This window comes from Spirosoma panaciterrae DSM 21099 (genome assembly GCF_000374025.1).
Taxonomy (GTDB): Bacteria; Bacteroidota; Bacteroidia; order Cytophagales; family Spirosomataceae; genus Spirosoma; species Spirosoma panaciterrae.
In genome coordinates this window covers 191,132-212,057 of sequence record NZ_KB893177.1, presented here as the reverse complement: position 1 = coordinate 212,057, position 20,926 = coordinate 191,132, and the positions used below count along the sequence as shown (strand labels likewise).

Here is a 20,926-nt window from a genome sequence, read left to right as displayed (position 1 = left end):
CCTGGGCTGGCGTACCAGCATCTTGTCCACGTTATGGTATCCCATTCTGGAACGTAACTTCTGTTGCCAGCCCAATCGCACTCATACGAATCGCTACAGACCGGCTGTTCGATTTGGCTCCAGCCTGATCGCACTGAGGGCCTTTCTCCAGAAAGTAGATGTAAAACTTCTGGTTGCGGTCGGCAATCTGGTTTATGTCCGGCCGACCGAGTAATTCACCGATTTCGTTGGCCGATTTGCCTTTCAGGTGTTGAATTTCGGCTTTGAAATCGGGAAGGATTCTATCCCGAACGCCATTACAACCGCCCCGGTCGCCCCGCCATTTTTTTATATCCAGCTTGCCAAATTGATCCGGTGCTGAACTACATCCAGTAATTCCTGCCAAGAGTATACTGAACAACCAGAATAGGCTTTGACGCCAATAGTCGCTCTTTGGTTGGTTCGCCAGCCCGGTCTTCACGCGTTCGCTCATGGTTTATTCTTCGTTATAAAGCACTTGCAGAAGGGTTTGCCCAACAGCCTTCAGCGTGCCTTTATCAATACTACGCATATCATCTTCGGCCGTATGCCAGCCCGGAAAGAAACCACCTGTACCGATGTTGGTATGGATAATATCGATCATCGGAATCTTGGCGATTGTATTCGGCGCTACATGGTCGTCCGTAATTTGCCCACCGGGGGTATCAACGAAATACTGACTATACCCGGCGTTACTGGCTGTTTGCCACACATTGTTGACTACAGTTGGTGCAAATTGCATCGATAGGCCTTCTTTCGCAAACGTAGCCCCTTTGGCTCCGACCATATCCAGCAAAATGCCGTAGTATGCTGAATAACCCGGTTTATGAAGGTTTTTTGCCCAATAGCGTGAACCTAAACAGAAGCCTATATAGTCGAACTGATTGCCACTGGCCTGTTCAAAATCATTGCTGGCTTTTTCCCCATTTCCCCAGTCTTCAGCATCGAAGAATATAATGTCGATGCCCTCAGTTGGTTTCTGATTGCTTTGCTGAATGGTGCGAGCCAGTTCGAGCAATACCCCAACGCCACTAGCTCCGTCATTGGCGGCCGTAACGGGTTTATTTTGATCCGCTTTGTCGGGGTCATTATCGGCATGTGGGCGCGAATCCCAGTGCGAAGCAAGTACTATCCGTTTTGTGGCTTTGGGGTTAATACTACCGATGATATTGAGCGCATTCAGCTTTTTTCCATCCCAGGTAGTGGCTACAAACGATTGCTGGGTAACCTCACAGCCGAACTGCTTCAACTTTGTGACCAGATAATTGCCGGTCTGGGTGTGAGCGGGTGTGTTGGGTACGCGTGGACCAAAGGCCACCTGTTTTTCAATATAGGTGTAGGCCGAGTCGGCGTTGAAAGCAGGTGCTGATACGGTTTTTTGTTCGGTCGTCTGGGTTGTATCACTCTGCGACTGTTTTGTTTTGCAGGCGCTGGTAGTCAATAGCGTAAGGGCTATCGAATAAGCAAGGATGGATTTCGTCATTTTGTAGGCATTAATGGTCATTTTATGGTCATTTATAGTCATAAGCTAGTTGGTCGTTGATCGTAGTCAATGACACGATGACTATTGATGGCAAAAAATGACCTTTTACTCTTCATAGGCCCAGTCGATCTGGTGCTTCATGTCTTTGATGGCCAGGCCCTGGGCTTTAAAATAAGTGCGGATCTGATCGACCTTATCGTATTGACGCTGCTCTTTGTACTCGCGGTAGAGGGTTAATAATCCTTCCAGAATAGACTGGTTATAAGACCCTTCTTCGGTAAGTCCAAGAACATCCTGCATAAACGAGACAAACGAACTTTTCAGCAGGTTAAAAACCTCTTCACCCAATGTGGCTGACTGAAGCTGATTCAGATACAGCATATTGATGTATTTCAGCAACGTGAATAGTTGGGCAATCCCCACAGCCGTATTGAGATCATCATTTAGGGCATCGTAAAACTGCTGAACCGCCTGCCGAATATCCTGTTGTTTATCTTCACTGATCGGTCCCGATTCATCTGTAGCGGGTTGGTAGGTCAACGTTTTTGCAATTCGTAAGCCATTAGCCAGTCGACGATAGCCTTTCTGAGCCGCTTTGAGTGCATCGTTTGAAAAATCGAGCGTGCTGCGGTAATGCGATTGAAGCATAAAGAACCGGACTGTCATTGGGCTGTAGGGTTGATCGAGCAAGGGGTGATTCCCGGCAAACAGCTCGGCGGGAAGAAATGAGTTACCCAATGACTTGGACATTTTTTGTCCGTTTACCGTCAGCATGTTCGAATGCATCCAATAGCGAACCGGCTCAACACCCGTCAGGCCATCGCCCTGGGCGATTTCGCATTCGTGATGCGGGAATTTTAAATCCATACCCCCACCGTGAATATCGAATTGCTTACCCAGATATTTCATACTCATGCATGAGCATTCGAGGTGCCAGCCCGGGAAACCTTCTCCCCAGGGCGAGTTCCAGCGCATGATGTGTTCGGGAGAAGCATTTTTCCAGATGGCAAAATCCAACGGACTCCGTTTTTCTGATTGGCCATCTAGCTCGCGGGTTTCGTTGAGCAGATCGTCCAGAATGCGGCCCGAAAGCTTGCCGTAGTTACCGCCACGCTGGTTGTACGCATCGATATCGAAATATACCGACCCGTTCGATTCATAGGCCAGTCCCTTCGCAAGGAGCGTTTGAACAGCCTCAATCTGTTCGACCATATGGCCTGTTGCGGTAGGCTCGATGCTAGGCGAAATCGTGTTGAACTGCGCCATTACGTTATGGAAATCGTTCGTAAATCGCTGAACAATTTCCATCGGTTCTACCTTTTCGAGCTTTGCCATCCGGCCAATTTTGTCCTCGCCCTCATCGCCATCGCCAACCAGATGCCCAACATCGGTCAGGTTGCGGACATACCGAACTTTATAACCGATAAAGGTCAGGTAACGGTAGAGCGTATCGAAGGTCAGGAACGTGCGTACGTTGCCCAGGTGAACATAGTTGTAAACCGTTGGTCCGCAGACGTACATACCCACATAAGGTGGATTAAGCGGCTCAAATAATTCTTTTTTACGCGAAAGAGTATTGTACAGGTGAAGCGGTTGCATTGCTAGATCGACTGTTTCAGGAATACAGAATAAAGGAATTTGGGCCAAATGGCTCCATACGAGCGGCTGTTGGGTTCAACAACAACAGTGGGCCGATAAAAAGAAGTTTCCTTTAGGCTGCATGGCAGGAATGCATATGTTTTATGCTGGCGAAGTTACGGATTGTTCGGCGGAAAACGACAACCTACCACGGCTACCCAAAGCTTTTGGTTATATTCGCGTTTTTAATGGGTAATTCGACCCGCTTACAGTCAGGAATGCAGGTAGTTGAGGTGGGCTCCAATGCCCAATACCAGAAAGAATTTATTCAGTTTCCCGTACGGCTTTATCGGAATGAGCCTTGTTGGATTCGGCCGCTGGATGCCGATGTCGAAGAGGTATTCGACCCAGCTCGCAATAAGCGGTTTGAGCGGGGTGAGTGTATTCGGTACCTGCTCATCAACAATAAAGGTGAAACCATCGGGCGTATAGCTGCTTTCGTCGATTACGAACTGGCGAACCTGGATAATGAGCAACCTACTGGTGGAGTCGGCTTTTTTGAATGTATCGACGATCAGTCGGCTGCGTTTATGCTGTTTGATGCCGGTAAAGCGTGGTTGCAAAGCCGGGGGATGGAGGCAATGGATGGTCCGATCAACTTTGGTGACCGCGACCGTTGGTGGGGGTTACTGGTCGATGGGTTTGATCGGGAGCCCAACTATTGTATGCCGTATACAAAACCCTACTATATTCCATTCTTCGAAAAATACGGTTTTCAGGATTATTTCAAACAGTTTACATTCGGGATTCCAACCACCTGGTCGAAACTGGTCGACATGTCGCAGGCGGTAAAAGACCGGGCGCAACGGATCTACCAAAATCCAGACTATACGTTCCGAACGATTGACAAGAAAGACCTTCCGGCAGCGGCCGAGCAGTTTCGGCATATTTACAATGCAGCCTGGGGCGGACATAGTGGCGTGAAAGAAATGTCGGCAGAGCAGGCTCAGTTACTGATGAAGAAGCTGAAGCCGGTTATCGATGAAAAGATCATCTACTTTGCCTACTATCTGGGTGAGCCAGTAGCTTTTTTTGTTTGCCTACCCGAACTCAACCAGGTCTTCAAACACGTAAACGGAAAACTTGATCTGATCGGGAAACTGAAGTTTTTATGGCATATGCTCATGAAAACGAACCACAAAGCGTTTGGTGTGGTGTTTGGCGTAGCGCCCGAGCATCAGGGAAAAGGTGTTGAAGCGGCTATTGCTTTGCGGATGCCACACGAAGCCGATCACAATCCGAACTTTCAGTATACCGAGCTGGAAATGAACTGGGTAGGTGACTTCAACCCGATTATGGTGCGTTTTGTGAGCCAACTCGGTTCGAAAATCGTCAAAACCCACATTACCTACCGGAAATTATTCGACGACACCAAACCATTTAAACGTTGCCCGGTAATTGGGCGGAAAAAATAGTTTAGAGTGAAAACCCTAAACGAAAAAACTAGACAAAATATGAGCTTACTGACCGTTGGTTCCGTAGCATTCGATGCGCTGGAAACCCCCTTTGGCAAAACCGATAAGATTATTGGCGGTGCTGCTACGTATATCACTCTTTCGGCTTCTTACTTCGTGAACGCCAATAATCTGGTGGCCGTTGTCGGTGACGATTTTCCGCAAGCCATGATTGACGATCTGCATCAGCATGGTATAAACACTGAAGGGCTTGAAATTCGAAAAGGGGAGAAGACATTCTTCTGGTCGGGTAAGTATCACAACGACATGAACTCCCGCGATACGGTGGAAGTGCAGTTGAACGTAATGGGCGATTTTAACCCCATCATTCCCGATTCGTATCAGGATTGCGACTATCTGATGCTGGGGAATACCTCACCTGCTGTTCAGGGACTGGTGATAGATCGGCTGCACAACCGCCCGAAGCTGATTGTGCTGGATACCATGAACCTGTGGATCGAGATTGCCAATGCCGATCTGCTGAATCTGCTCAAACGGGTCGATGTGCTAGTATTGAACGACGAAGAAGCCCGTATGCTGACGCATGAGTATTCGCTGGTAAAAGCGGCTGCTAAAATTCAGAGAATGGGCCCTAAAACGGTCATTATCAAGAAAGGTGAGCACGGAGCCCTGCTCTTTGGTGAGGGTAAAATTTTCTTTGCCCCTGCCTTGCCGCTTGAAGAAGTATTCGATCCGACGGGAGCAGGTGATACGTTTGCCGGTGGGTTTATCGGATACATTGCCAAAACAGATGATGCCTCGTTCGATAACATGAAACGGGCTATCATTTACGGGTCGGCTATGGCCTCGTTCTGCGTAGAGAAGTTTGGTACCGAACGTGTTATGAATCTGACTCAGGAAGAAATTCAGGCGCGGGTAAGTCAGTTTGTGGCGCTGTCGGCGTTTGGTTTAGAATAAAGTAAACGTGAAGCCATGAAAATCAGAAAGACCCACCTGGCTAGGGCGGGTCTTTCTGATTTTAGTAGGTTGTAAGCCTTACGCGAAGAAAGGCGTTACAATACCAACCACCGTATTCTTATCCAGAGGCTCGTCGAAAGCCTGGGTGATCATATCGGCTGTGATACGGTTATCACCAGCCAGAGCTGACACCAGATTAACCCCTCCCTGGGTAACATTATCTTCGCCTGCATAGCTGCCATTGACTACCGAAGGTAAGCCTTGCATAGCAGCCGTTCCGCCGGTGATCCAGCCTTTCTGGTTCCGAATGTAACGAACATTGGCAGCGTGAGCGGCTTCAGTAGCGTGGATTTGCAACGCTACCTGAAGGATGGCGGGGGCATTCATCAGGTTAGCGGCCTGGCCTTTGTAAGCCCGAACACCCGTATCTTCAAACGTTTGGGCAATAGCTGCGAAGGTCTGGAAATTGCTGAAGGTATCCGTGAAGGTTCCTTTGGCCGAAAAGTCGAACTTAGGCTCAGGAATCGCATCGGCTCCCAGAACGTTTTTCAGCAGACGCACGTGTACCTGCTCATGGCGACGGATGACTTCGAAAGCCATTTTATAGTCGTTCGGAATCATCGACAGGTTATTGGCCGTGTCGTAAAAACGATATTCCAGATATTCTAAGGTCAGCGCATAGTTCAGAACATCTTTTACATTCTGTGGCAAACTGCTCGACTGGCCATACGCTTTGGTTAAAGCCGAAGCCATAATGGCTGGTGCAGCGGCTGCAATCGTTTTTTTGGTCAGCGAACTAAAAAGTCCCCGACGCGAGACGTGGGCAAGGCGGTCAAAAATTTCGCCATCCACTTTCTCAATATCACTGAGTAAGTTCTGTAAGTTCATGGAGTAAAGTGGTTTATGCGAGGCTGCTTACTAATGCGCTTGCGTCGATGGTTTCAAGAATATATTTCTGAGCAATAGGTAACACATAGGTTGGCTCGTAGGCCAGGTGTAAACCTGTATCGCTGGTAACGATCGTTGGCCCAGCAAACGCATCCGATTTAGGATATTGTAGTTCGCGAAGAATGGAATGGTGACGGGTTTCGACCGAAACAATTTTACCTGCCAATGTCAGATAGCCAGCATCCTTAATGTATTTGCCTGCTCCATTATAGGCGCCTACTCCGGTTTTTTCGAAGGCTTCGGCAGCAATCAGTACGGCAGCGCGATCATTAAAGTCGATACTGCTGAAGTTGAACGTTAGCGTTGGCACGGCTCCACCCAAAGCGGCTTTGAAAAATTCGCGGTGGATAATCTCGTGGCCGCGAATGTCGGTCCAGAGCTGCCGGTCAGACGACGACATATTGGGGTAGGGCTTGGCCAGCAACATTTCATAGAAAGCAGCTTCCAATTGTTCAAGCACATAAGCAAAGGCAAGAATACCAACATCCCCAGTGGGTAATTTGACGGTATCGCCAGCAGCACGGGCGCTACCAGAAGGAATTAGATAGTTGTCATCTGCATGGGAGCAGGCTGTAAGTAGACCGCCTGTTACAGCCGCTGCCCCCGCTACTCGCAGAAACGACCGACGGCTGGACGCCATCTCCGAAGTTGTCGTTTCGGGCCGATTCGTAATGTTTTCCATTGAGTAAATAATGTTAGGTGATAGAATCCGGTCATGTATCAACCAGGACGCCAATACCTACGGAGGTCTGTTGAGGAAAGATTTGTAAATTTTTAAGAAAAACTATAAGTCCTAAACCGTCTGACGAGCAATTGCTTAATAATGAGTTATATGGTTATAGATCATATGGAAAACTTGTTAGAAAAGTGCAAAATGATTTAGAGCCATAAACACGTTAAAGTAGCACCATTGGCTGCAGGGGTTAGTTTTGTCGTAGTGCTGTCCTGCACAACAATTGTAGTACCGTCGGTCCCTAAATCCCAGAGTTTACCGCGTAAAAAAACGTTCATTCCTTTTGTAATCCCTGCTTCTGGCGTAGCCCTACCGGCCATGGCATACGTCAGCCAGGCTTGCCCTTCGGTCAGTTTGCCGACTGAGGCCTGGGCATCGGCGGGGGTTGGTGTGCCACTATAGCCATGCCAGGTTGTTTTCCAGATGGTATCGCCTGCTGAATACGAAGGAACGGCCAATATGGTAGCGCCTTTTTGTTTCAGCGTTTTGTACGCTGCCGAATGCCACGAATCGGCGCAAACCAATACGCCCAGGCGACCAATGGGAACATCAAAAACGGCTATATCGGCAGCCTTGGCGGGACAGACGAAAGGCAGCTCGTCGGCAATAGGAAATACTTTTCGGATAAGCTGTGGGTCGAGCCTGCCATCGGAGTGAAATACAGCCGATACATTGTAGAGTGGCCCATTGCCAACCCGTAGTTTTCCATGCTCAGCAGTAGGTTCAGGCAGCAGAATAGAACCGGCTACAATCGTTATGTTGAACTGAGCCGCCAGCATATCGAACGTAAGCTGGTAGTCTTGAGCCATTTGCTGAGCTTTCATGGCAAAAATGGCGTAATTGGTTTTGTTACCAACCGTATCAGGAATCGTTCGGTATACTTGCCAGAAGGGAAGCAGGTGCGTCAGGGTCATGGCCGTTAACCCTTCCTGAATGGTTTTCGCCTTATATACACGATCCGCTTCATTGGCAGCCACCAGCCATGTGCCTATATATTCGGGGAAAATAGCAACGGTTTTGCCGGGAACCAGAAGGCCACTATCCTGAGCCGTCTTTAGATACCCCTCCAGTTTTTGCCGAAAGGTTAGTCCGTTCTGATAATCGGTAGGTTCCATCCAGGGTTGAATACCCAGCAGATTCCCACGTTCAGATCGATTACCAATCCGTTCGATGTGGGCAATATGCTGTGCGGCTGTCGATGGTTTTAGGATAATGGCAGGATCGCCCATAAGCCACCTATGCCAGCTTAAAATAGCTAGCCATCCAATGGATAAAACCACGAGTAAGGCGATACTGATTTTTTTAACGGCAGATGGCATAGAGTAGAAAAATAAAGCACAAAATAGCACTATTTTGCTAGTCCGATACGAAAGACATCAGCAAGTATGGCATCATTTACCGATCAGATCGCATTCATCACCGGAGCCGGTTCGGGCATAGGCCGGGCCACAGCCTTAGCCTTTGCGAAAGCCGGAGCACAGGTAGTTGTAGCCGAAATAAATCCGGTCAATGGTCAGAAAACGGTTGATCAAATCCAAGGACTTGGTGGCGGTGCCCTGTTTGTAGCCTGCAATGTGGCCAATCCGGAACAACTGGAAGCGGCTGTACAAAAAACGGTAGACCACTACGGTCGACTGGACATCGGGATAAACAACGCGGGGATCGGCGGAAAATATGGCCGATTGCTGGAGCATACGCAGGAAGATTTCGACCAGATAATGGCTGTTAATGTCGGCGGGGTGTTTTATGGTATGCAGGCACAGATTCGGCAGATGCTAAAACAACGGGAAGTTGGTCGACCAGCCGGAGGTAAAATCGTGAACGTATCGAGTATTGCTGGGGTGCGTGGTATGCCAATGGGGGCCCCTTATAGTGCTTCCAAACATGCCGTGATTGGCCTGACCAAAACGGCTGCGCTGGAATATGCCCGGCAACACATCCGCATCAATGCGGTTTGTCCGGTTTACACGCATTCTGCCATGGTCGATGACCTTTTCCGGGCGGCTCCCGACATGGAACAGAAAATGCGTCGGCGCATTCCGATTGGTCGGCTTGGTGAGCCTGAAGAGATTGCACAGGCTATTCTCTGGCTCTGCTCAGATGAAAACGAATTCGTCACTGGTCAGGCCATTCAGTTGGATGGTGGCCTGACGGCCGGATAACTTGTCATTGCCGATTGGCCAGTTCATCGATAGTAGCCGGAACTTCCGGCTCGCCTTTGAAAAATTCTCCTTTTTTGCCCTTGGTAAGTGCCCAGCGATGCAGCCAGGAGATTCCACCTTTGCCCGTATAGGTATCTGCAGACTGATAGGCTTCATCCTTTAGGGCTTCATCGAGCGTGATAAAAGAATACCCTCGGTTTTTTAGCTCACCAAGCAGTTTACCCAGAAAATCGGCATTGATGGAATTGGCATGAATGAGTAAGACTTGAGCCATCGGCCGATTAAATAAGGCCATACTTTGCGCTTCATAATACGCCACACAATTGAGCATATAAGAAACGTAGCTTTGGCCTACCTGAGCCAGCAGGGTTGCATCGTGTACCTTTAGAGCATTGTCGTAAGCGCGGGCATATACCCAGTCAGAATTGTCAATTGTAACGGGCGCTTCACGGTATCCCCATTGGCGAAGAAAATGCTCCAGTGAATCTTTTTTGGCCATTGTATCGCCTTTGCGTAGGTAAGGATGGCGGAAATAGTGAAAGGGCTTTCCCTGTTTCTTAACAAAGTTTTTTACAATCGACTCGCCCTGTATCACATCCGCCTTTGACTCGCTGAACGGAATCAGGTTGTAATCCTTATGCGCAAAGGTATGATTGCCTAGCTCCAGACCGGCATCCAGCCACTGTTGAAGAAGCGCAAGCTGGGCCGTATCGGGTCGGTTGGCCGATTGTAGTAAACCGCTAATGACAAACCCAATAGCCGGTGCGTGGGCGTATGTAACGTGAGCGAGCAGTTTTTGCGTCAGTTGCTGTTTCTCCAGTGGGGTCTTATAGAAGGTCGATACCGTTGGCAGATCATCGATGGTGATAACCATACGCTTCTGAGCCTTCACCGTTAGGGTCAGTAATAGCAGGGAGCCGATAAGCAGTCGCATGGAATCAGGCGGTATAGTGATGGAGCCATTCGTCCTCTTTCTTCCGCATCTGAATCTCTTCTTCAGCGCCTTTGTCAGCATAACCACAGAGGTGTAGTAACCCATGCGCCAATACACGGAGCATTTCCTGCTCGGCCGGAATGCCCAACTGTGCCGCATTATCAGCCACCCGATCGACGCTAATGTAAATGTCCCCCTCTAGTTTCTCTTCTTCTTCACTCTGATCGAAGGTGATAATGTCGGTATAGTAGTCGTGCTGGAGGTAATCCCGATTGACTTGGAGTACGTACTCATCCGAGCAGAATATGTAGTTCAGATCGCCAATAGTATAGCCTTCCTGTTGGGCCTGTTGTTTCAGCCATTGGCGAATTCCTTGTTTGTGAGGAAGTTTATAAGGAACATCCTCATTGAAAAATCGAATCATAGTAAATTGGTTAGATCGGCCCACACATACCGAAAGCAATCGGAATAATTTCCGTCCGGATTAGGCAGAGAAGCCTGTTCGGCGTTGACTCCACCCATACGGTTGTAAAATTTTTGCGCATTGATGTTACCGGCCAGCACCCATAAATACAGCCCCGATTCGGGGGCATACTGTTGCACCCAGTGAGCCGTAGTTTTCATAAGGGCAGCGCCTATGCCTTTACCCTGCCAGTCGGGATGAACATGCAGGTTATCCAGCAACGTTCCCCAAACAGGGTCGTTATTGGCATACGCACAGGCGAGGCCGCAAATTTTTGCCTTATCTTCGGCAACGATAACGTATTGATCGGGTGATGTCTGCCTTAAGCGGCTTTGCCAAACAGACCGACGATTATCCAGAACGGGACCGTTCAGGTAACTATCTGTAAAAATACCTCTGTAGTTTTGCTGCCAACTGAGGCTATGTAATTGTGCAATGGACTCGGCATCGTCAGCAGTCGCCACTCGATAGGTTAGCATACACGGTTGTCATAGATAGTCATTGGTCGTTCGCTGTTATCAGGTCTAGGCAATGAACGACTGCTAATGGCAACGAATGACCCCTCAATGACTAGTTCTGTCAGGCAAAAGTAAACGGTCAATTATTGTATCACAACTTCATGTCAAATAAGCCAATGAAAGCCATTCTTCTTGCCGAAACGCATCAGCCCGTTCAGTTAATAGATGTTCCGGTTCCGGTTGCAGGGCCAGGACAGGTTCTGATAAAGCTCAAAGCAGCTGCCTTAAACCATCGCGATGTATTTATTCAGCAAGCTTTGTATCCGGGTATAAAATTGCCCGTAATTCTGGGATCTGATGGTGCCGGTGTGGTGGAAGAAGTGGGTGAAGGTGTCGACCGGGTTTGGCGAGGCCAGTCGGTTGTTATCAATCCTGCTATGCATTGGGGCGACAACCCCCGATTTTATGGGGATGACTTTCGGATACTGGGTATGCCGGAAAATGGAACCTTTGCTGAATACATTACTGTCGATATCCGATACATCCACCATAAGCCCGACCATCTTTCGTTTGAGCAAGCGGCTGCACTGCCACTGACTGGCCTGACCGCCTGGCGGGCACTTATGACCCGCGCAGGTTTGCATACGAACACGGCCAGTATTCCCGAAAAAGTTCTGGTAACGGGCATTGGGGGAGGGGCTGCGTTGATGGCCATGCAGTTTGCTGTGGCGGCTGGTGCTGAAGTGTGGGTAACCTCAGGTTCCGACGAAAAACTGGCCAGGGTACAAAATTCAGGTATCGCTGGTGGCATAAACTACCGACAACCTGATTGGCATAAAACGCTTATGGCCCAAACGGGTGGTGGCCGACGCGGTTACTTCGACGTTATTATCGACAGTGCTGGTGGCCCCAGCTTTGCCAAACTGATCGATATAGCCGCTCCGGGTGGACGGATTGCCTTTTTTGGCGGAACTACAGGTAACATTACCGATATAGTACCGCCAAAAGTATTCTTTAAACAATTGTCGATTTTCGGGACAACGATGGGTACAGAACCCGAATTCGCCCATATGATCGCTCTGGTCAATGATAAACAGATTGTACCTTTTATTGACCAGATCGTGCCCTTGGCTGAGGCTCAGCTGGCTATGAATAAGATGGATAGCGGGAAGCAGTTTGGTAAACTGGTCTTATCGATTGCGCATTGAGGACGTTAGGTCATGGACCTTTGTGGATAAGTTTTGCCGCCAGTTTGCTCAAATCATCATTTTTTCAATTTATTGATATAGTTATCCACATAGTAGTTGTGGATAACTATTGTGTTACTCACATTTTTAGCGGGAAAGAATAGATCGTGACGATCCTTTCCGAAGGTCGTTTTACCTTTGCGGCTATGCTCACGTTGACCCACTCAATTGCCCAGACATTAGCCGATCGACTCGCGACGTATCAGCAAAGTGGTTTACTGCGCCAGCTCAAAACGGCGGATGGACTTGTTGACTTTTGCTCGAACGATTACTTGGGATTCGCCCGTTCTTCCGAACTTAAAAAGGCCATTCAACAAGCGGATTTGACCCATACCGAGGCCATGACTGGGGCTACGGGCTCCCGGCTGCTGGCTGGACAAACGGTTTTGGCCGATCAATTAGAGCATAACCTGGCTACATTTTATCGAACAGAAGCCGCGCTGATTTTTAACTCGGGCTACGATGCGAACCTGGGTTTGCTGGCCTGTCTGCCTAAAGCAGGTGATACGCTGCTGACCGACGAGTTAATCCATGCCAGTATGATCGATGGCGCACGGCTTAGTTACGCTACCCGCCATCGATTCCGCCATAATGATCTGGCCGATCTGGAAGAAAAGCTAAAACAGGCTAGCCTGAACAGACAAGCCGGACAAAGTTTCGTTGCTGTCGAGTCGATTTATTCGATGGATGGTGATGCTGCGCCGTTGGAGAAACTAGCTGACCTATGTGCTGCCTACGGTGCTGCGTTATTGGTTGACGAAGCGCATGCTACGGGTGTATACGGCCCGAATGGGGAAGGGCTGGTGGTGGCCCTGGGCTTACAGGATCGGGTTCTGGCTCGTGTGCATACCTTCGGGAAGGCCCTGGGTGTGCATGGGGCTGCTATTGTTGGTCCGACCATTCTGCGTGACTATCTGATCAACTTTGCCCGTTCCTTTGTCTATACAACGGCTCTACCTCCCCATAGCCTGCTGGCTATTCAATGTGCCCATGAGCAACTACAAACGGATACTCAGGCACAGGATCAACTCTATGCACGGCTTGATTATTTTCGTCAGCAATTTAGTGAACGCTTGCCAGGCAGTAATTGGACAGAAAGCCAGTCACCCATTCAGTGTCTGTTGGTTCCAGGTAACGATCAGGCCCGGAAGGTAGCTAGCGACGCACAGCAGGCGGGGTTGGATGTGCGGGCCATACTTAGTCCGACGGTTCCGGTGGGGCAGGAGCGGTTGCGTTTATGCCTGCATGCGTTCAACACAACGGACGAAATAGACCTACTTATTACCAGTTTACAGCGCGCGTTAGCGCTTACAAATTCAAATTAGTCTATGCCTTTTCAATGCATTGTGGCCGGTATTGGCACCGAAATTGGTAAGACGGTCGCTTCGGCCGTACTGGTCGAAGCTTTACAGGCTGATTATTGGAAACCTATACAATCAGGTGCTTTGGAGGATTCGGATACAAATACGGTCCGTCGATTGATTTCGAATCCCCAATCCGTTTTTCATCCAGAAGCCTATCGACTTACGCAGCCGTTATCTCCGCACGCAGCCGCCGAACTGGATGGCGTAACCATTGACCTGGAGCACATCCAGTTACCTCAAACTGCCAACAATCTGATTGTGGAACTGGCGGGTGGTCTGATGGTTCCGCTGAATGACCGGGTGCTGAATATCAATCTGATTGAAGAATTGGGTCTGCCAGTGTTACTCGTGTCCCGGAATTACCTGGGTAGTATCAATCATACACTTCTATCGGTCGAAGCCTGCCAGCGCCGAGGTATCCACCTGTTGGGTATTCTGTTCAATGGTCCTACGGTTCTGGCTACGGAAACGTTTATTTTAAATTACACAGGTTTAGCGTGCCTGGGTCGGATTGGCGAAGAGCCAGCGATGACTAAGGCCCTTATCAGCCAATACGCAAACTCACTGTTACCAACTCTTAATCAGATCGTTGAATCGCTCTAGCAGGAATTTGGATTTGGGGCCAACGTAGCCATCGCCAATGGTTAACTCACCGATTTGTACAATGGGCAGCACCTTTTTGGTCGAACTGGTGGTAAAAGCTTCGTCGGCATCGTAGAGTTCAGAAAGGAGTAGTGCCCGCTCTTCAACCCGAAAATCGGTCTGGGCGAGTTGGATAATGGTTCGGCGGGTAATGCCGTGTAGAATATGCTGGTTGGGTGTGATGAGCCGGTCGCCTTTGACCAGAAAGAAATTGCTCCGGCTGAGTTCGCTAATCTGGCCGCCTTTCTGATAGAGCAAATCCGACGCACCCGCCGATTTTATGGCTTGTGCCATCAGGATCACCCGTTTGTAATCAGTGCTTTTTACTTCGGCCATTTCCCGGACATACTCATCCAGAATCACTTTGATGCCCTGCTCGTACTGGATAGGCGGCACAGGATGAATGGGCTCGGTCAGAATTAGCAGGTTAGGTTTATCGATGGTGATGCTATCGGGCGAATAGCCCCCGGTCATCACAAAGCGAAACGCGACATCCTGTCCGCCAGCTCGCTCGATCAGCTTCATCAGAATGCTGTAGGTTTCTTCTTTACCCAACGGCAACGGCAGATGCATCCGGGAGGCTGAGTTCTGAAAGCGCTCCCAGTACCAATCCCATTGAAACGGACGGCCGTTATACGTCAGGAAATAATCGAACAGGCCATAGCCACGTAACAAACTCAGATCAGTAACGCCGACGGCAAGCTGGTCGGTTGGTGCAATAGTGCCGTTGAAATAGCCGAAATACATAAGCAGACGATGTTTCCCTGATGTCAAAGATAACAACCACAAGGATTATATAGGTTGTTTAAGCCTGAAAGCTGCCAATATCAAAGCTGATAATCAATCTCCAGAAAGTTATCAACCTCTTTGAGCCAACGATTCCCGACAAAAGCTACATGGTCGGGATGGTTGTTATAGTGGTCGTATACCGCCTGCGAAGCAAACTCCATCGATATGCCCCAATCATACGGATTCTTAGGGCTGATCTGTTTCAGTAGCTCAAAGTTTTCCACACCCGATATGGATGCGAGCGACTGGGCGCTGGTTAAGAAATCATGTTCTTCCGAAGAACCGCCGGGGTGTTTTAGTTTGAACACAACCGTATGGCGGATTCGCTTTGATTTGACCATAGAAAAGAAAGATGTTTTTTCCCGGAAAGATATACGTATGCTACTAGCCCCGCTGTAAGCTACTCAATAGTTCATCACTTGCATTAGGCTGAACGTTGCCCTTATCCCAAATCTCGAACCACCAATTGCGCTGTATAACGGCTTTTCTGCTCCAGAAGCAATTTTTTATTGAGCAAGACCCGGTCTATTGTGCGCTGGTCGTAATACCGGATGGTGATCAACTCAAGGCCATCGTTGTAATTAACCCGAAAATCCTGTTTTAACTGGTCTAGCAGAGCTGGTACCCGATCTGGGTTGTTGTCGACAACAACCGAAAAACTAATGGCTGTATTCTGCATCAGATTGATCTTAACCCCGGCCAGCGCAAATCGGCCAAAGATCCGGCTCAGATTATCCTCAGCAATGAATGAGAAGTCGTTCGGGTGCAACGAAATCAGAACCTGATTTACTTTAAAGATGAACGAAGGGGTAGAGAGTGATTGTTTGAAGTTGCCAATCACCGTACCGGCTGCTGATGGGTCCAGAAACGAGCGTACATACAAGGGAATCCCCTTGTTTTGCAGGGGCTTGATCGTTTTCGGATGAATGACCGTGGCACCATAATAGGCCAGCTCGATAGCATCCTGGTAGGTTAATTTTTCCAGCAGGATTGTTTCGTCGAACCAGCGCGGGTCGGCATTCAATACCCCCGGTACATCTTTCCAGATGGTTACACTTTCGGCATTCAGGCAATAGGCAAAAATGGCAGCTGAGTAGTCAGAACCATCGCGGCCGAGCGTTGTGGTATGCCCATCGGCCGATTGGCCAACAAACCCCTGCGTTATGTTGATGCCTTTATGACCAATAGCCTGTTCGATCAACTGTCCGGTTTTCGCCCAGTCGACCCGGCCTTCTCTGTAGGTATTATCGGTTCGTACAAGCTGGCGGGCGTCGAACCAGCGGGCCGTATGAATACGCTGCTGTACATACGCAGCTACGATTTGGGTCGATATGATTTCACCAAGCGAAACGATCTGGTCATAAACTTCGTCGTACGAGCCTGTTGCCGGCTGGGTGACCATCGCTTTCAAACCGTTCAGAGTTTGATTGGCTGCCGGAAAGTCGCCCCCAAGTTCATCCATGATGTGTTGATGGTACTCGGAAACCGTTTTAAGAGTCGCTTGCAGGGTTTGCGTATCGTGTCGAACATACGCCTGGACAATCGTTTCAAGGGCATTGGTGGTTTTGCCCATCGCCGATACCACAACGAGTGCGTCTTCTGCCTGTGCTTTAACGATGTCAGCCAGGTTTCGAACGCCGGCAGCATCTTTAACCGACGCTCCTCCGAATTTGAAAATTCTCATATTGGATACATAGAAAGAGCGAAAGAGTGAATGCGTGAAAGAATGACTTGCCTTCCGGTCGATTATTCCTGCCGGACAGGTTCGCTCTTTCACGCATTCACTCTTTCGCTCTTTTAAAACTAGACCGCTATGGTACGGCCGGTAAAGAGTAATTCGCGAACAGCATTGGCAATACCTTGTGGGTCAAAGCCGCACTCTCGGTGAAGTTCAATTTGTTCGCCGTGTTCGATCACCTCATCCGGAATACCCAACCGTTTTACACGAGCCGAATAATCATTGTTGGCCATAAATTCGAGCACTGCGCTTCCAAAACCACCCATCAGGCATCCATCCTCTACCGTCAGTACCCGGTCGAAACGGCTAAAAATCTGATGGAGCAAGGCTTCGTCAAGTGGTTTGACGTAGCGCATATCGAAGAGGGCAGGTCGAATACCCTCTTTGGCCAATAGCTCGGATGCCTGTACGGCGTAGTTGCCAATGTGACCGATGGTCAGAATAGCTACCTCTTCGCCATCGGCAATCAGGCGACCTTTTCCGATCTCTTGTTTTTCGAGCGGGGTTCGCCAGTTGGGCATAACCCCTTCGCCCCGAGGGTAACGAATGGTAAAAGCACGTTTGCCTTGCTGGACTTCATCCGATTGGGCCGTAAACATCATATTCCGCAACTCCTGTTCATTCATCGGAGCCGCTACAATCATGTTTGGTACGCAACGCATATAGGCCAGATCGTAGGCGCCATGATGCGTAGGACCATCGGCCCCGGCAAAACCAGCCCGGTCCAGACAGAAAACAACGGGTAGCTCCTGAATACAGACGTCGTGAATGACCTGATCGTAGGCCCGTTGCATGAAGGTTGAGTAAATGTTGCAGAACACAACTTCACCCTGCGTAGCCATCCCGGCTGAGAAGGTCACGGCATGCTGTTCGGCAATCCCCACATCAAAGGCACGCTTGGGCATTGCCTTCATCATGATGTTCATGGAGGAGCCTGATGGCATGGCCGGGGTAACCCCTACAATACGCGGGTTTTGCTCGGCCAGTTCAACCAGTGTGTGGCCGAAAACATCCTGATATTTTGGAGGCTGTGGTGTATCGTAAACTTTCTTCTGAATAACTCCCGTTACTTTATCGAACAGGCCGGGGGCATGCCATTTTGTCTGATCTTTTTCGGCTGGTCCGTAGCCTTTGCCTTTTACCGTCAGGATGTGCAGCAACTTAGGCCCTGGAATTTGTTTTAAATCGCTTAAAACGCTAACCAGATGATCAATGTCGTGGCCATCTATAGGCCCAAAATAGCGCAGGTGTAACGACTCGAAAAGGTTGCTCTGCTCCAACAGTGAACTTTTAATTCCCGACTGGACCTGCGAAACCAGTTCCTGTGCCGTTTTGCCAAGCTTGTCCATTTTGCCCAACAAATTCCAGATCTCATCTTTTACCTTGTTGTAGGTTTGTGAGGTGGTAATGTCGGTCAGGTATTCGCGCAGAGCGCCCACGTTGGGGTCTATACTCATGCAATTGTCGTTCAGCACGATCAGCAGATTACTGTCGGTTGCCCCGGCATGGTTCATACCTTCAAAGGCTTCACCGGCGGTCATGGCCCCATCACCAATTACCGCAATATGGTTTCGTTGTGTATAGCCCTGAAGCTGTGAAGCCACGGCCATGCCCAAAGCTGCCGAGATCGATGTTGAGGAATGGCCTACACCAAATGAGTCGTAAGGGCTTTCTTTCCGTTTAGGGAACCCGGAAATGCCTTTGTAGAACCGATTGGTATGAAATACATCCCGCCGACCAGTCAGAATTTTGTGTCCATATGCCTGGTGGCCCACATCCCACACCAGTTGATCGTCGGGCGTATTGAACACATAGTGGAGCGCTACGGTCAGTTCCACTACGCCGAGGCTGGCTCCAAAATGGCCGCCGTATACGGAAACATCATCAATTATAAACTGGCGGAGTTCGTCGGCAACCTGAGGTAAGCGAGATTTATCGAGTTTACGAAGATCGTCGGGAGTATTGATAGTGGCCAGAAGACTGCCAGGGGTAATCAACATGATAATAGCAGATAAACGTCTGTCTTACACAACACTTATACAGAAAAGAATGTTCTGTGGGTGGATTGCTAACTGTATTCTGCAACGAAGCTAATACATTTTTTAACAACTATAAAAAATCTAAGCCTCTGTATCTCTGTGGATGTATACGGAGAAAGCAGGCGCTTAGATTTTAGAAAGAAAGGATAGGAAGTAAATGAGCTGGCAAAATAAGGTGGATAAAAACTAGTTCCGCTGACTGGCCCGGAAGAGTTTTTGCTTCTCTTCGCGCGTTAAACTTTCATAACCTGACCGTGAAATTTTATCCAGAATCATATCGACTTCATCCTGATCGGGAACCGACATCGTGGAGGAAGTACTCCCCGACGACATGTATGAACTCGTTTGAGCGCTGGCGCTGCTACGTTGCCGATACGATACTTTTACGGCTGGTTTAGGTTTAAACAGATTGCTCCAGCCATCGGCAACCCAATAGATAGGGCGGCCTAAATCCGTGCCATTCTGTAACAGTTTAACGTATGCGAAACCCATTAAGGCACCGCCCAAATGGGCCAGGTTGCCACCCGCATTATCACCGGCCGACTGGGCTATGGATAGTACAATGAAGAAGAAAACGATGTATTTGATACGAACAGGTCCAAAAAACAGCAGGTGAAAGGTGTAGTTCGGTAGCAACGTAGCCGCGCCAACTGCCACTGAAAAAGCAGCCGCTGATGCCCCCAGCAGTGGTAAGCCCGCCCTGGCCTGAAAATAAGGAACCAGGTTGAACATCGCCAGAAAGAGTAACCCACCGGCCAGACCACCCATAATGTATAAACCGATCAACCGTCGATTGCCCAGATACTCATCAATCAACCGGCCAAACCAGTATAAAAAGAGCATGTTGTACAGAACATGGAAAATATCCTCATGCGTAAAAAAGTAGGTGAAAAGTGTCCAGGGCTTATGCAGAAACGCGTTGACCTGGCCCGGCATTGTGAGTTGATCACGAATGAGATCATAGACATCGCCATGTTCGGCCACCTGTAAACCTACTCTGGCCAACAGGAGTACCAGAAACACTACCGTGTTAATTAAGATCAATTGCACCAACGTATTGTTGGGCTTATTGAATTCGCTTCGAAAGTCGTCGAATAACCCGCTCATCACTAATAAAACGTTTTGCGCTGGGAGCCCCAGTATTTTACCAGAATAAATGCAAACAGCATACCGCCAATGTGAGCGAAGTGAGCAACGTTGTCGGCCTGCGCCCGATAAATACCCGAGTAAAGTTCAAAGGCTCCGTAAAAGATAACGAGATACTTTGCTTTAATCGGTATAGGTGGAAACAATAAAAAAAGCTGAGTGTTCGGAAACAATAGTCCAAAACCCATTATTACTCCAAAAATTGCACCTGACGCCCCAACCATTGGCTCGTCGACCTGACGTGTAAAGATCTGATTGACGTAAGAAACGCTCATCTGAAGCAGTTTACTATCGTTAGGAAAGCTTTTAAATTTATCAATAAATGGCTCTAGCTGATCGTAGTATGACATGGCGTGCTGATCAACAAAAGCCGAAAAATTATCAAAACCAGGAGCTGCCCGATATGCCTCAACCGACATATATACGTCGTGCATCTCAAAATAGTTTACTCCAGAAAATAGCAACGCCGAACCCAGCCCGCAAAAAAAGTAAAAGAACGTAAACCGGCGTGGGCCCCAAAAATTTTCCAGCATCGGCCCGAAAACAATTAATCCGATCATATTGCTGAAAATATGATTAAAGCCCCCATGCAAAAACATATGGGTCAGTAACTGAATCGGATTGAATCGGTCCGACAGAAACGAATGAAGACCAAACTGCTCAATAATAGCATCATTCGTCACCAGAAAGACCAATACGTTTAGTATTAACAGCGTACGAACTACTGGAGTAAGATTAAACATTTTATATCA

21 protein-coding genes are annotated in these 20,926 nt (G+C 48.7%); 6 read left to right on the top strand and 15 right to left on the bottom strand.

What is annotated here, in order from left to right:
- Positions 1–31: 31 nt before the first annotated feature.
- From B153_RS0109365 to cysS, 3 genes are all read right to left on the bottom strand, one after another.
- A complete protein-coding gene (locus B153_RS0109365; RefSeq protein WP_020596440.1) occupies positions 32–472 on the bottom strand; it encodes a hypothetical protein in 441 nt (146 codons plus the stop codon).
- Between the two features lie 3 nt (positions 473–475).
- A complete protein-coding gene (locus tag B153_RS0109360; protein WP_026262021.1) occupies positions 476–1,501 on the bottom strand; it encodes a M28 family peptidase in 1,026 nt (341 codons plus the stop codon).
- A 105-nt stretch (positions 1,502–1,606) separates the two neighbouring features.
- Positions 1,607–3,100 carry a cysteine--tRNA ligase gene (gene cysS, locus B153_RS0109355; RefSeq protein ID WP_020596438.1) on the bottom strand — a complete coding sequence of 498 codons (1,494 nt, stop codon included), beginning with the start codon at positions 3,098–3,100 and terminating at the stop codon, positions 1,607–1,609.
- 257 nt (positions 3,101–3,357) lie between these two features.
- Between cysS and B153_RS0109345 the strand changes: the two genes are divergently transcribed.
- Together B153_RS0109345 and B153_RS0109340 are read left to right on the top strand one after the other, a co-directional pair.
- Positions 3,358–4,554 carry a hypothetical protein gene (locus tag B153_RS0109345; RefSeq protein WP_026262020.1) on the top strand — a complete coding sequence of 399 codons (1,197 nt, stop codon included), beginning with the start codon at positions 3,358–3,360 and terminating at the stop codon, positions 4,552–4,554.
- A 39-nt stretch (positions 4,555–4,593) separates the two neighbouring features.
- Positions 4,594–5,511 (top strand): PfkB family carbohydrate kinase, encoded by a 918-nt coding sequence (locus tag B153_RS0109340; protein ID WP_020596435.1) that lies wholly within the window; start codon positions 4,594–4,596, stop codon positions 5,509–5,511.
- Positions 5,512–5,589: 78 nt separating this feature from the next.
- On the opposite strand, the gene B153_RS0109335 is transcribed toward B153_RS0109340, so the two are convergent.
- The 3 genes from B153_RS0109335 to B153_RS0109325 all read right to left on the bottom strand — a co-directional run bounded on the left by B153_RS0109335 (position 5,590) and on the right by B153_RS0109325 (position 8,511).
- Positions 5,590–6,399 carry a ferritin-like domain-containing protein gene (locus B153_RS0109335; RefSeq protein ID WP_020596434.1) on the bottom strand — a complete coding sequence of 270 codons (810 nt, stop codon included), beginning with the start codon at positions 6,397–6,399 and terminating at the stop codon, positions 5,590–5,592.
- Positions 6,400–6,412: 13 nt separating this feature from the next.
- The gene (locus tag B153_RS0109330) at positions 6,413–7,141 is read right to left on the bottom strand and encodes a ferritin-like domain-containing protein (RefSeq protein ID WP_020596433.1); all 729 of its coding nucleotides are present in this window, start codon (positions 7,139–7,141) and stop codon (positions 6,413–6,415) included.
- A 197-nt stretch (positions 7,142–7,338) separates the two neighbouring features.
- A complete protein-coding gene (locus tag B153_RS0109325) occupies positions 7,339–8,511 on the bottom strand; it encodes a nitrilase-related carbon-nitrogen hydrolase (protein WP_020596432.1) in 1,173 nt (390 codons plus the stop codon).
- Between the two features lie 66 nt (positions 8,512–8,577).
- Here B153_RS0109325 and B153_RS0109320 point away from each other — a divergent pair, with 66 nt between their 5' ends.
- Complete coding sequence (locus B153_RS0109320) at positions 8,578–9,354, top strand: SDR family NAD(P)-dependent oxidoreductase (RefSeq protein WP_020596431.1); 777 nt, start codon at positions 8,578–8,580, stop codon at positions 9,352–9,354.
- Between the two features lie 4 nt (positions 9,355–9,358).
- Here B153_RS0109320 and B153_RS0109315 read toward each other — a convergent pair whose 3' ends face one another.
- The 3 genes from B153_RS0109315 to B153_RS0109305 are packed head-to-tail and all read right to left on the bottom strand — an operon-like array spanning position 9,359 to position 11,230.
- Complete coding sequence (locus B153_RS0109315; RefSeq protein ID WP_020596430.1) at positions 9,359–10,288, bottom strand: polysaccharide deacetylase family protein; 930 nt, start codon at positions 10,286–10,288, stop codon at positions 9,359–9,361.
- Between the two features lie 4 nt (positions 10,289–10,292).
- Positions 10,293–10,712, bottom strand: coding sequence for an rRNA maturation RNase YbeY (gene ybeY / locus B153_RS0109310; RefSeq protein WP_020596429.1), 420 nt, complete (start codon positions 10,710–10,712; stop codon positions 10,293–10,295).
- Positions 10,709–11,230, bottom strand: a complete 522-nt coding sequence (locus tag B153_RS0109305) for a GNAT family N-acetyltransferase (protein ID WP_020596428.1) — start codon at positions 11,228–11,230, stop codon at positions 10,709–10,711. The genes ybeY and B153_RS0109305 overlap by 4 nt, the downstream gene beginning before the upstream one ends.
- Positions 11,231–11,385: 155 nt before the next feature.
- On the opposite strand from B153_RS0109305, the gene B153_RS0109300 reads away from it, so the two are divergent.
- From B153_RS0109300 to bioD, 3 genes are all read left to right on the top strand, one after another.
- Complete coding sequence (locus tag B153_RS0109300; RefSeq protein WP_020596427.1) at positions 11,386–12,417, top strand: quinone oxidoreductase family protein; 1,032 nt, start codon at positions 11,386–11,388, stop codon at positions 12,415–12,417.
- A 185-nt stretch (positions 12,418–12,602) separates the two neighbouring features.
- Positions 12,603–13,781 (top strand): aminotransferase class I/II-fold pyridoxal phosphate-dependent enzyme, encoded by a 1,179-nt coding sequence (locus B153_RS0109295; protein WP_040761138.1) that lies wholly within the window; start codon positions 12,603–12,605, stop codon positions 13,779–13,781.
- Positions 13,782–13,784: 3 nt separating this feature from the next.
- A complete protein-coding gene (gene bioD / locus B153_RS0109290) occupies positions 13,785–14,423 on the top strand; it encodes a dethiobiotin synthase (RefSeq protein WP_020596425.1) in 639 nt (212 codons plus the stop codon).
- Here bioD and B153_RS0109285 read toward each other — a convergent pair.
- The 6 genes from B153_RS0109285 to B153_RS0109260 all read right to left on the bottom strand — a co-directional run bounded on the left by B153_RS0109285 (position 14,388) and on the right by B153_RS0109260 (position 20,917).
- Positions 14,388–15,209 (bottom strand): aminotransferase class IV, encoded by an 822-nt coding sequence (locus tag B153_RS0109285; protein ID WP_020596424.1) that lies wholly within the window; start codon positions 15,207–15,209, stop codon positions 14,388–14,390. The two genes, bioD and B153_RS0109285, sit on opposite strands and share 36 nt — an antisense overlap.
- Positions 15,210–15,289: 80 nt before the next feature.
- Positions 15,290–15,592 (bottom strand): Dabb family protein, encoded by a 303-nt coding sequence (locus B153_RS0109280; RefSeq protein ID WP_020596423.1) that lies wholly within the window; start codon positions 15,590–15,592, stop codon positions 15,290–15,292.
- Positions 15,593–15,693: 101 nt separating this feature from the next.
- On the bottom strand, positions 15,694–16,935 hold the full coding sequence (locus tag B153_RS0109275; RefSeq protein ID WP_020596422.1) for an aspartate kinase: 1,242 nt from the start codon (positions 16,933–16,935) through the stop codon (positions 15,694–15,696).
- 119 nt (positions 16,936–17,054) lie between these two features.
- Positions 17,055–18,989 carry a 1-deoxy-D-xylulose-5-phosphate synthase gene (gene dxs / locus B153_RS0109270; RefSeq protein WP_020596421.1) on the bottom strand — a complete coding sequence of 645 codons (1,935 nt, stop codon included), beginning with the start codon at positions 18,987–18,989 and terminating at the stop codon, positions 17,055–17,057.
- Positions 18,990–19,214: 225 nt separating this feature from the next.
- Positions 19,215–20,135: a rhomboid family intramembrane serine protease gene (locus B153_RS0109265; protein WP_020596420.1), complete on the bottom strand. Its 921-nt coding sequence runs from the start codon at positions 20,133–20,135 to the stop codon at positions 19,215–19,217.
- A 2-nt stretch (positions 20,136–20,137) separates the two neighbouring features.
- Positions 20,138–20,917, bottom strand: a complete 780-nt coding sequence (locus B153_RS0109260) for a rhomboid family intramembrane serine protease (RefSeq protein ID WP_020596419.1) — start codon at positions 20,915–20,917, stop codon at positions 20,138–20,140.
- Positions 20,918–20,926 lie beyond the last annotated feature (9 nt).

Coding starts and splice junctions, on each gene's coding strand:
- B153_RS0109260 (WP_020596419.1), bottom strand. CDS start 20,917: ATGTTTAATCTTACTCCAGTAGTTCGTACGCTGTTAATACTAAACGTA.
- B153_RS0109335 (WP_020596434.1), bottom strand. CDS start 6,399: ATGAACTTACAGAACTTACTCAGTGATATTGAGAAAGTGGATGGCGAA.
- cysS (WP_020596438.1), bottom strand. CDS start 3,100: ATGCAACCGCTTCACCTGTACAATACTCTTTCGCGTAAAAAAGAATTA.
- B153_RS0109340 (WP_020596435.1), top strand. CDS start 4,594: ATGAGCTTACTGACCGTTGGTTCCGTAGCATTCGATGCGCTGGAAACC.
- B153_RS0109275 (WP_020596422.1), bottom strand. CDS start 16,935: ATGAGAATTTTCAAATTCGGAGGAGCGTCGGTTAAAGATGCTGCCGGC.
- B153_RS0109365 (WP_020596440.1), bottom strand. CDS start 472: ATGAGCGAACGCGTGAAGACCGGGCTGGCGAACCAACCAAAGAGCGAC.
- B153_RS0109280 (WP_020596423.1), bottom strand. CDS start 15,592: ATGGTCAAATCAAAGCGAATCCGCCATACGGTTGTGTTCAAACTAAAA.
- bioD (WP_020596425.1), top strand. CDS start 13,785: ATGCCTTTTCAATGCATTGTGGCCGGTATTGGCACCGAAATTGGTAAG.
- dxs (WP_020596421.1), bottom strand. CDS start 18,989: ATGTTGATTACCCCTGGCAGTCTTCTGGCCACTATCAATACTCCCGAC.
- ybeY (WP_020596429.1), bottom strand. CDS start 10,712: ATGATTCGATTTTTCAATGAGGATGTTCCTTATAAACTTCCTCACAAA.
- B153_RS0109285 (WP_020596424.1), bottom strand. CDS start 15,209: ATGTATTTCGGCTATTTCAACGGCACTATTGCACCAACCGACCAGCTT.
- B153_RS0109305 (WP_020596428.1), bottom strand. CDS start 11,230: ATGCTAACCTATCGAGTGGCGACTGCTGACGATGCCGAGTCCATTGCA.
- B153_RS0109325 (WP_020596432.1), bottom strand. CDS start 8,511: ATGCCATCTGCCGTTAAAAAAATCAGTATCGCCTTACTCGTGGTTTTA.
- B153_RS0109360 (WP_026262021.1), bottom strand. CDS start 1,501: ATGACGAAATCCATCCTTGCTTATTCGATAGCCCTTACGCTATTGACT.
- B153_RS0109345 (WP_026262020.1), top strand. CDS start 3,358: ATGCAGGTAGTTGAGGTGGGCTCCAATGCCCAATACCAGAAAGAATTT.
- B153_RS0109295 (WP_040761138.1), top strand. CDS start 12,603: ATGCTCACGTTGACCCACTCAATTGCCCAGACATTAGCCGATCGACTC.
- B153_RS0109315 (WP_020596430.1), bottom strand. CDS start 10,288: ATGCGACTGCTTATCGGCTCCCTGCTATTACTGACCCTAACGGTGAAG.
- B153_RS0109300 (WP_020596427.1), top strand. CDS start 11,386: ATGAAAGCCATTCTTCTTGCCGAAACGCATCAGCCCGTTCAGTTAATA.
- B153_RS0109265 (WP_020596420.1), bottom strand. CDS start 20,135: ATGAGCGGGTTATTCGACGACTTTCGAAGCGAATTCAATAAGCCCAAC.
- B153_RS0109330 (WP_020596433.1), bottom strand. CDS start 7,141: ATGGAAAACATTACGAATCGGCCCGAAACGACAACTTCGGAGATGGCG.
- B153_RS0109320 (WP_020596431.1), top strand. CDS start 8,578: ATGGCATCATTTACCGATCAGATCGCATTCATCACCGGAGCCGGTTCG.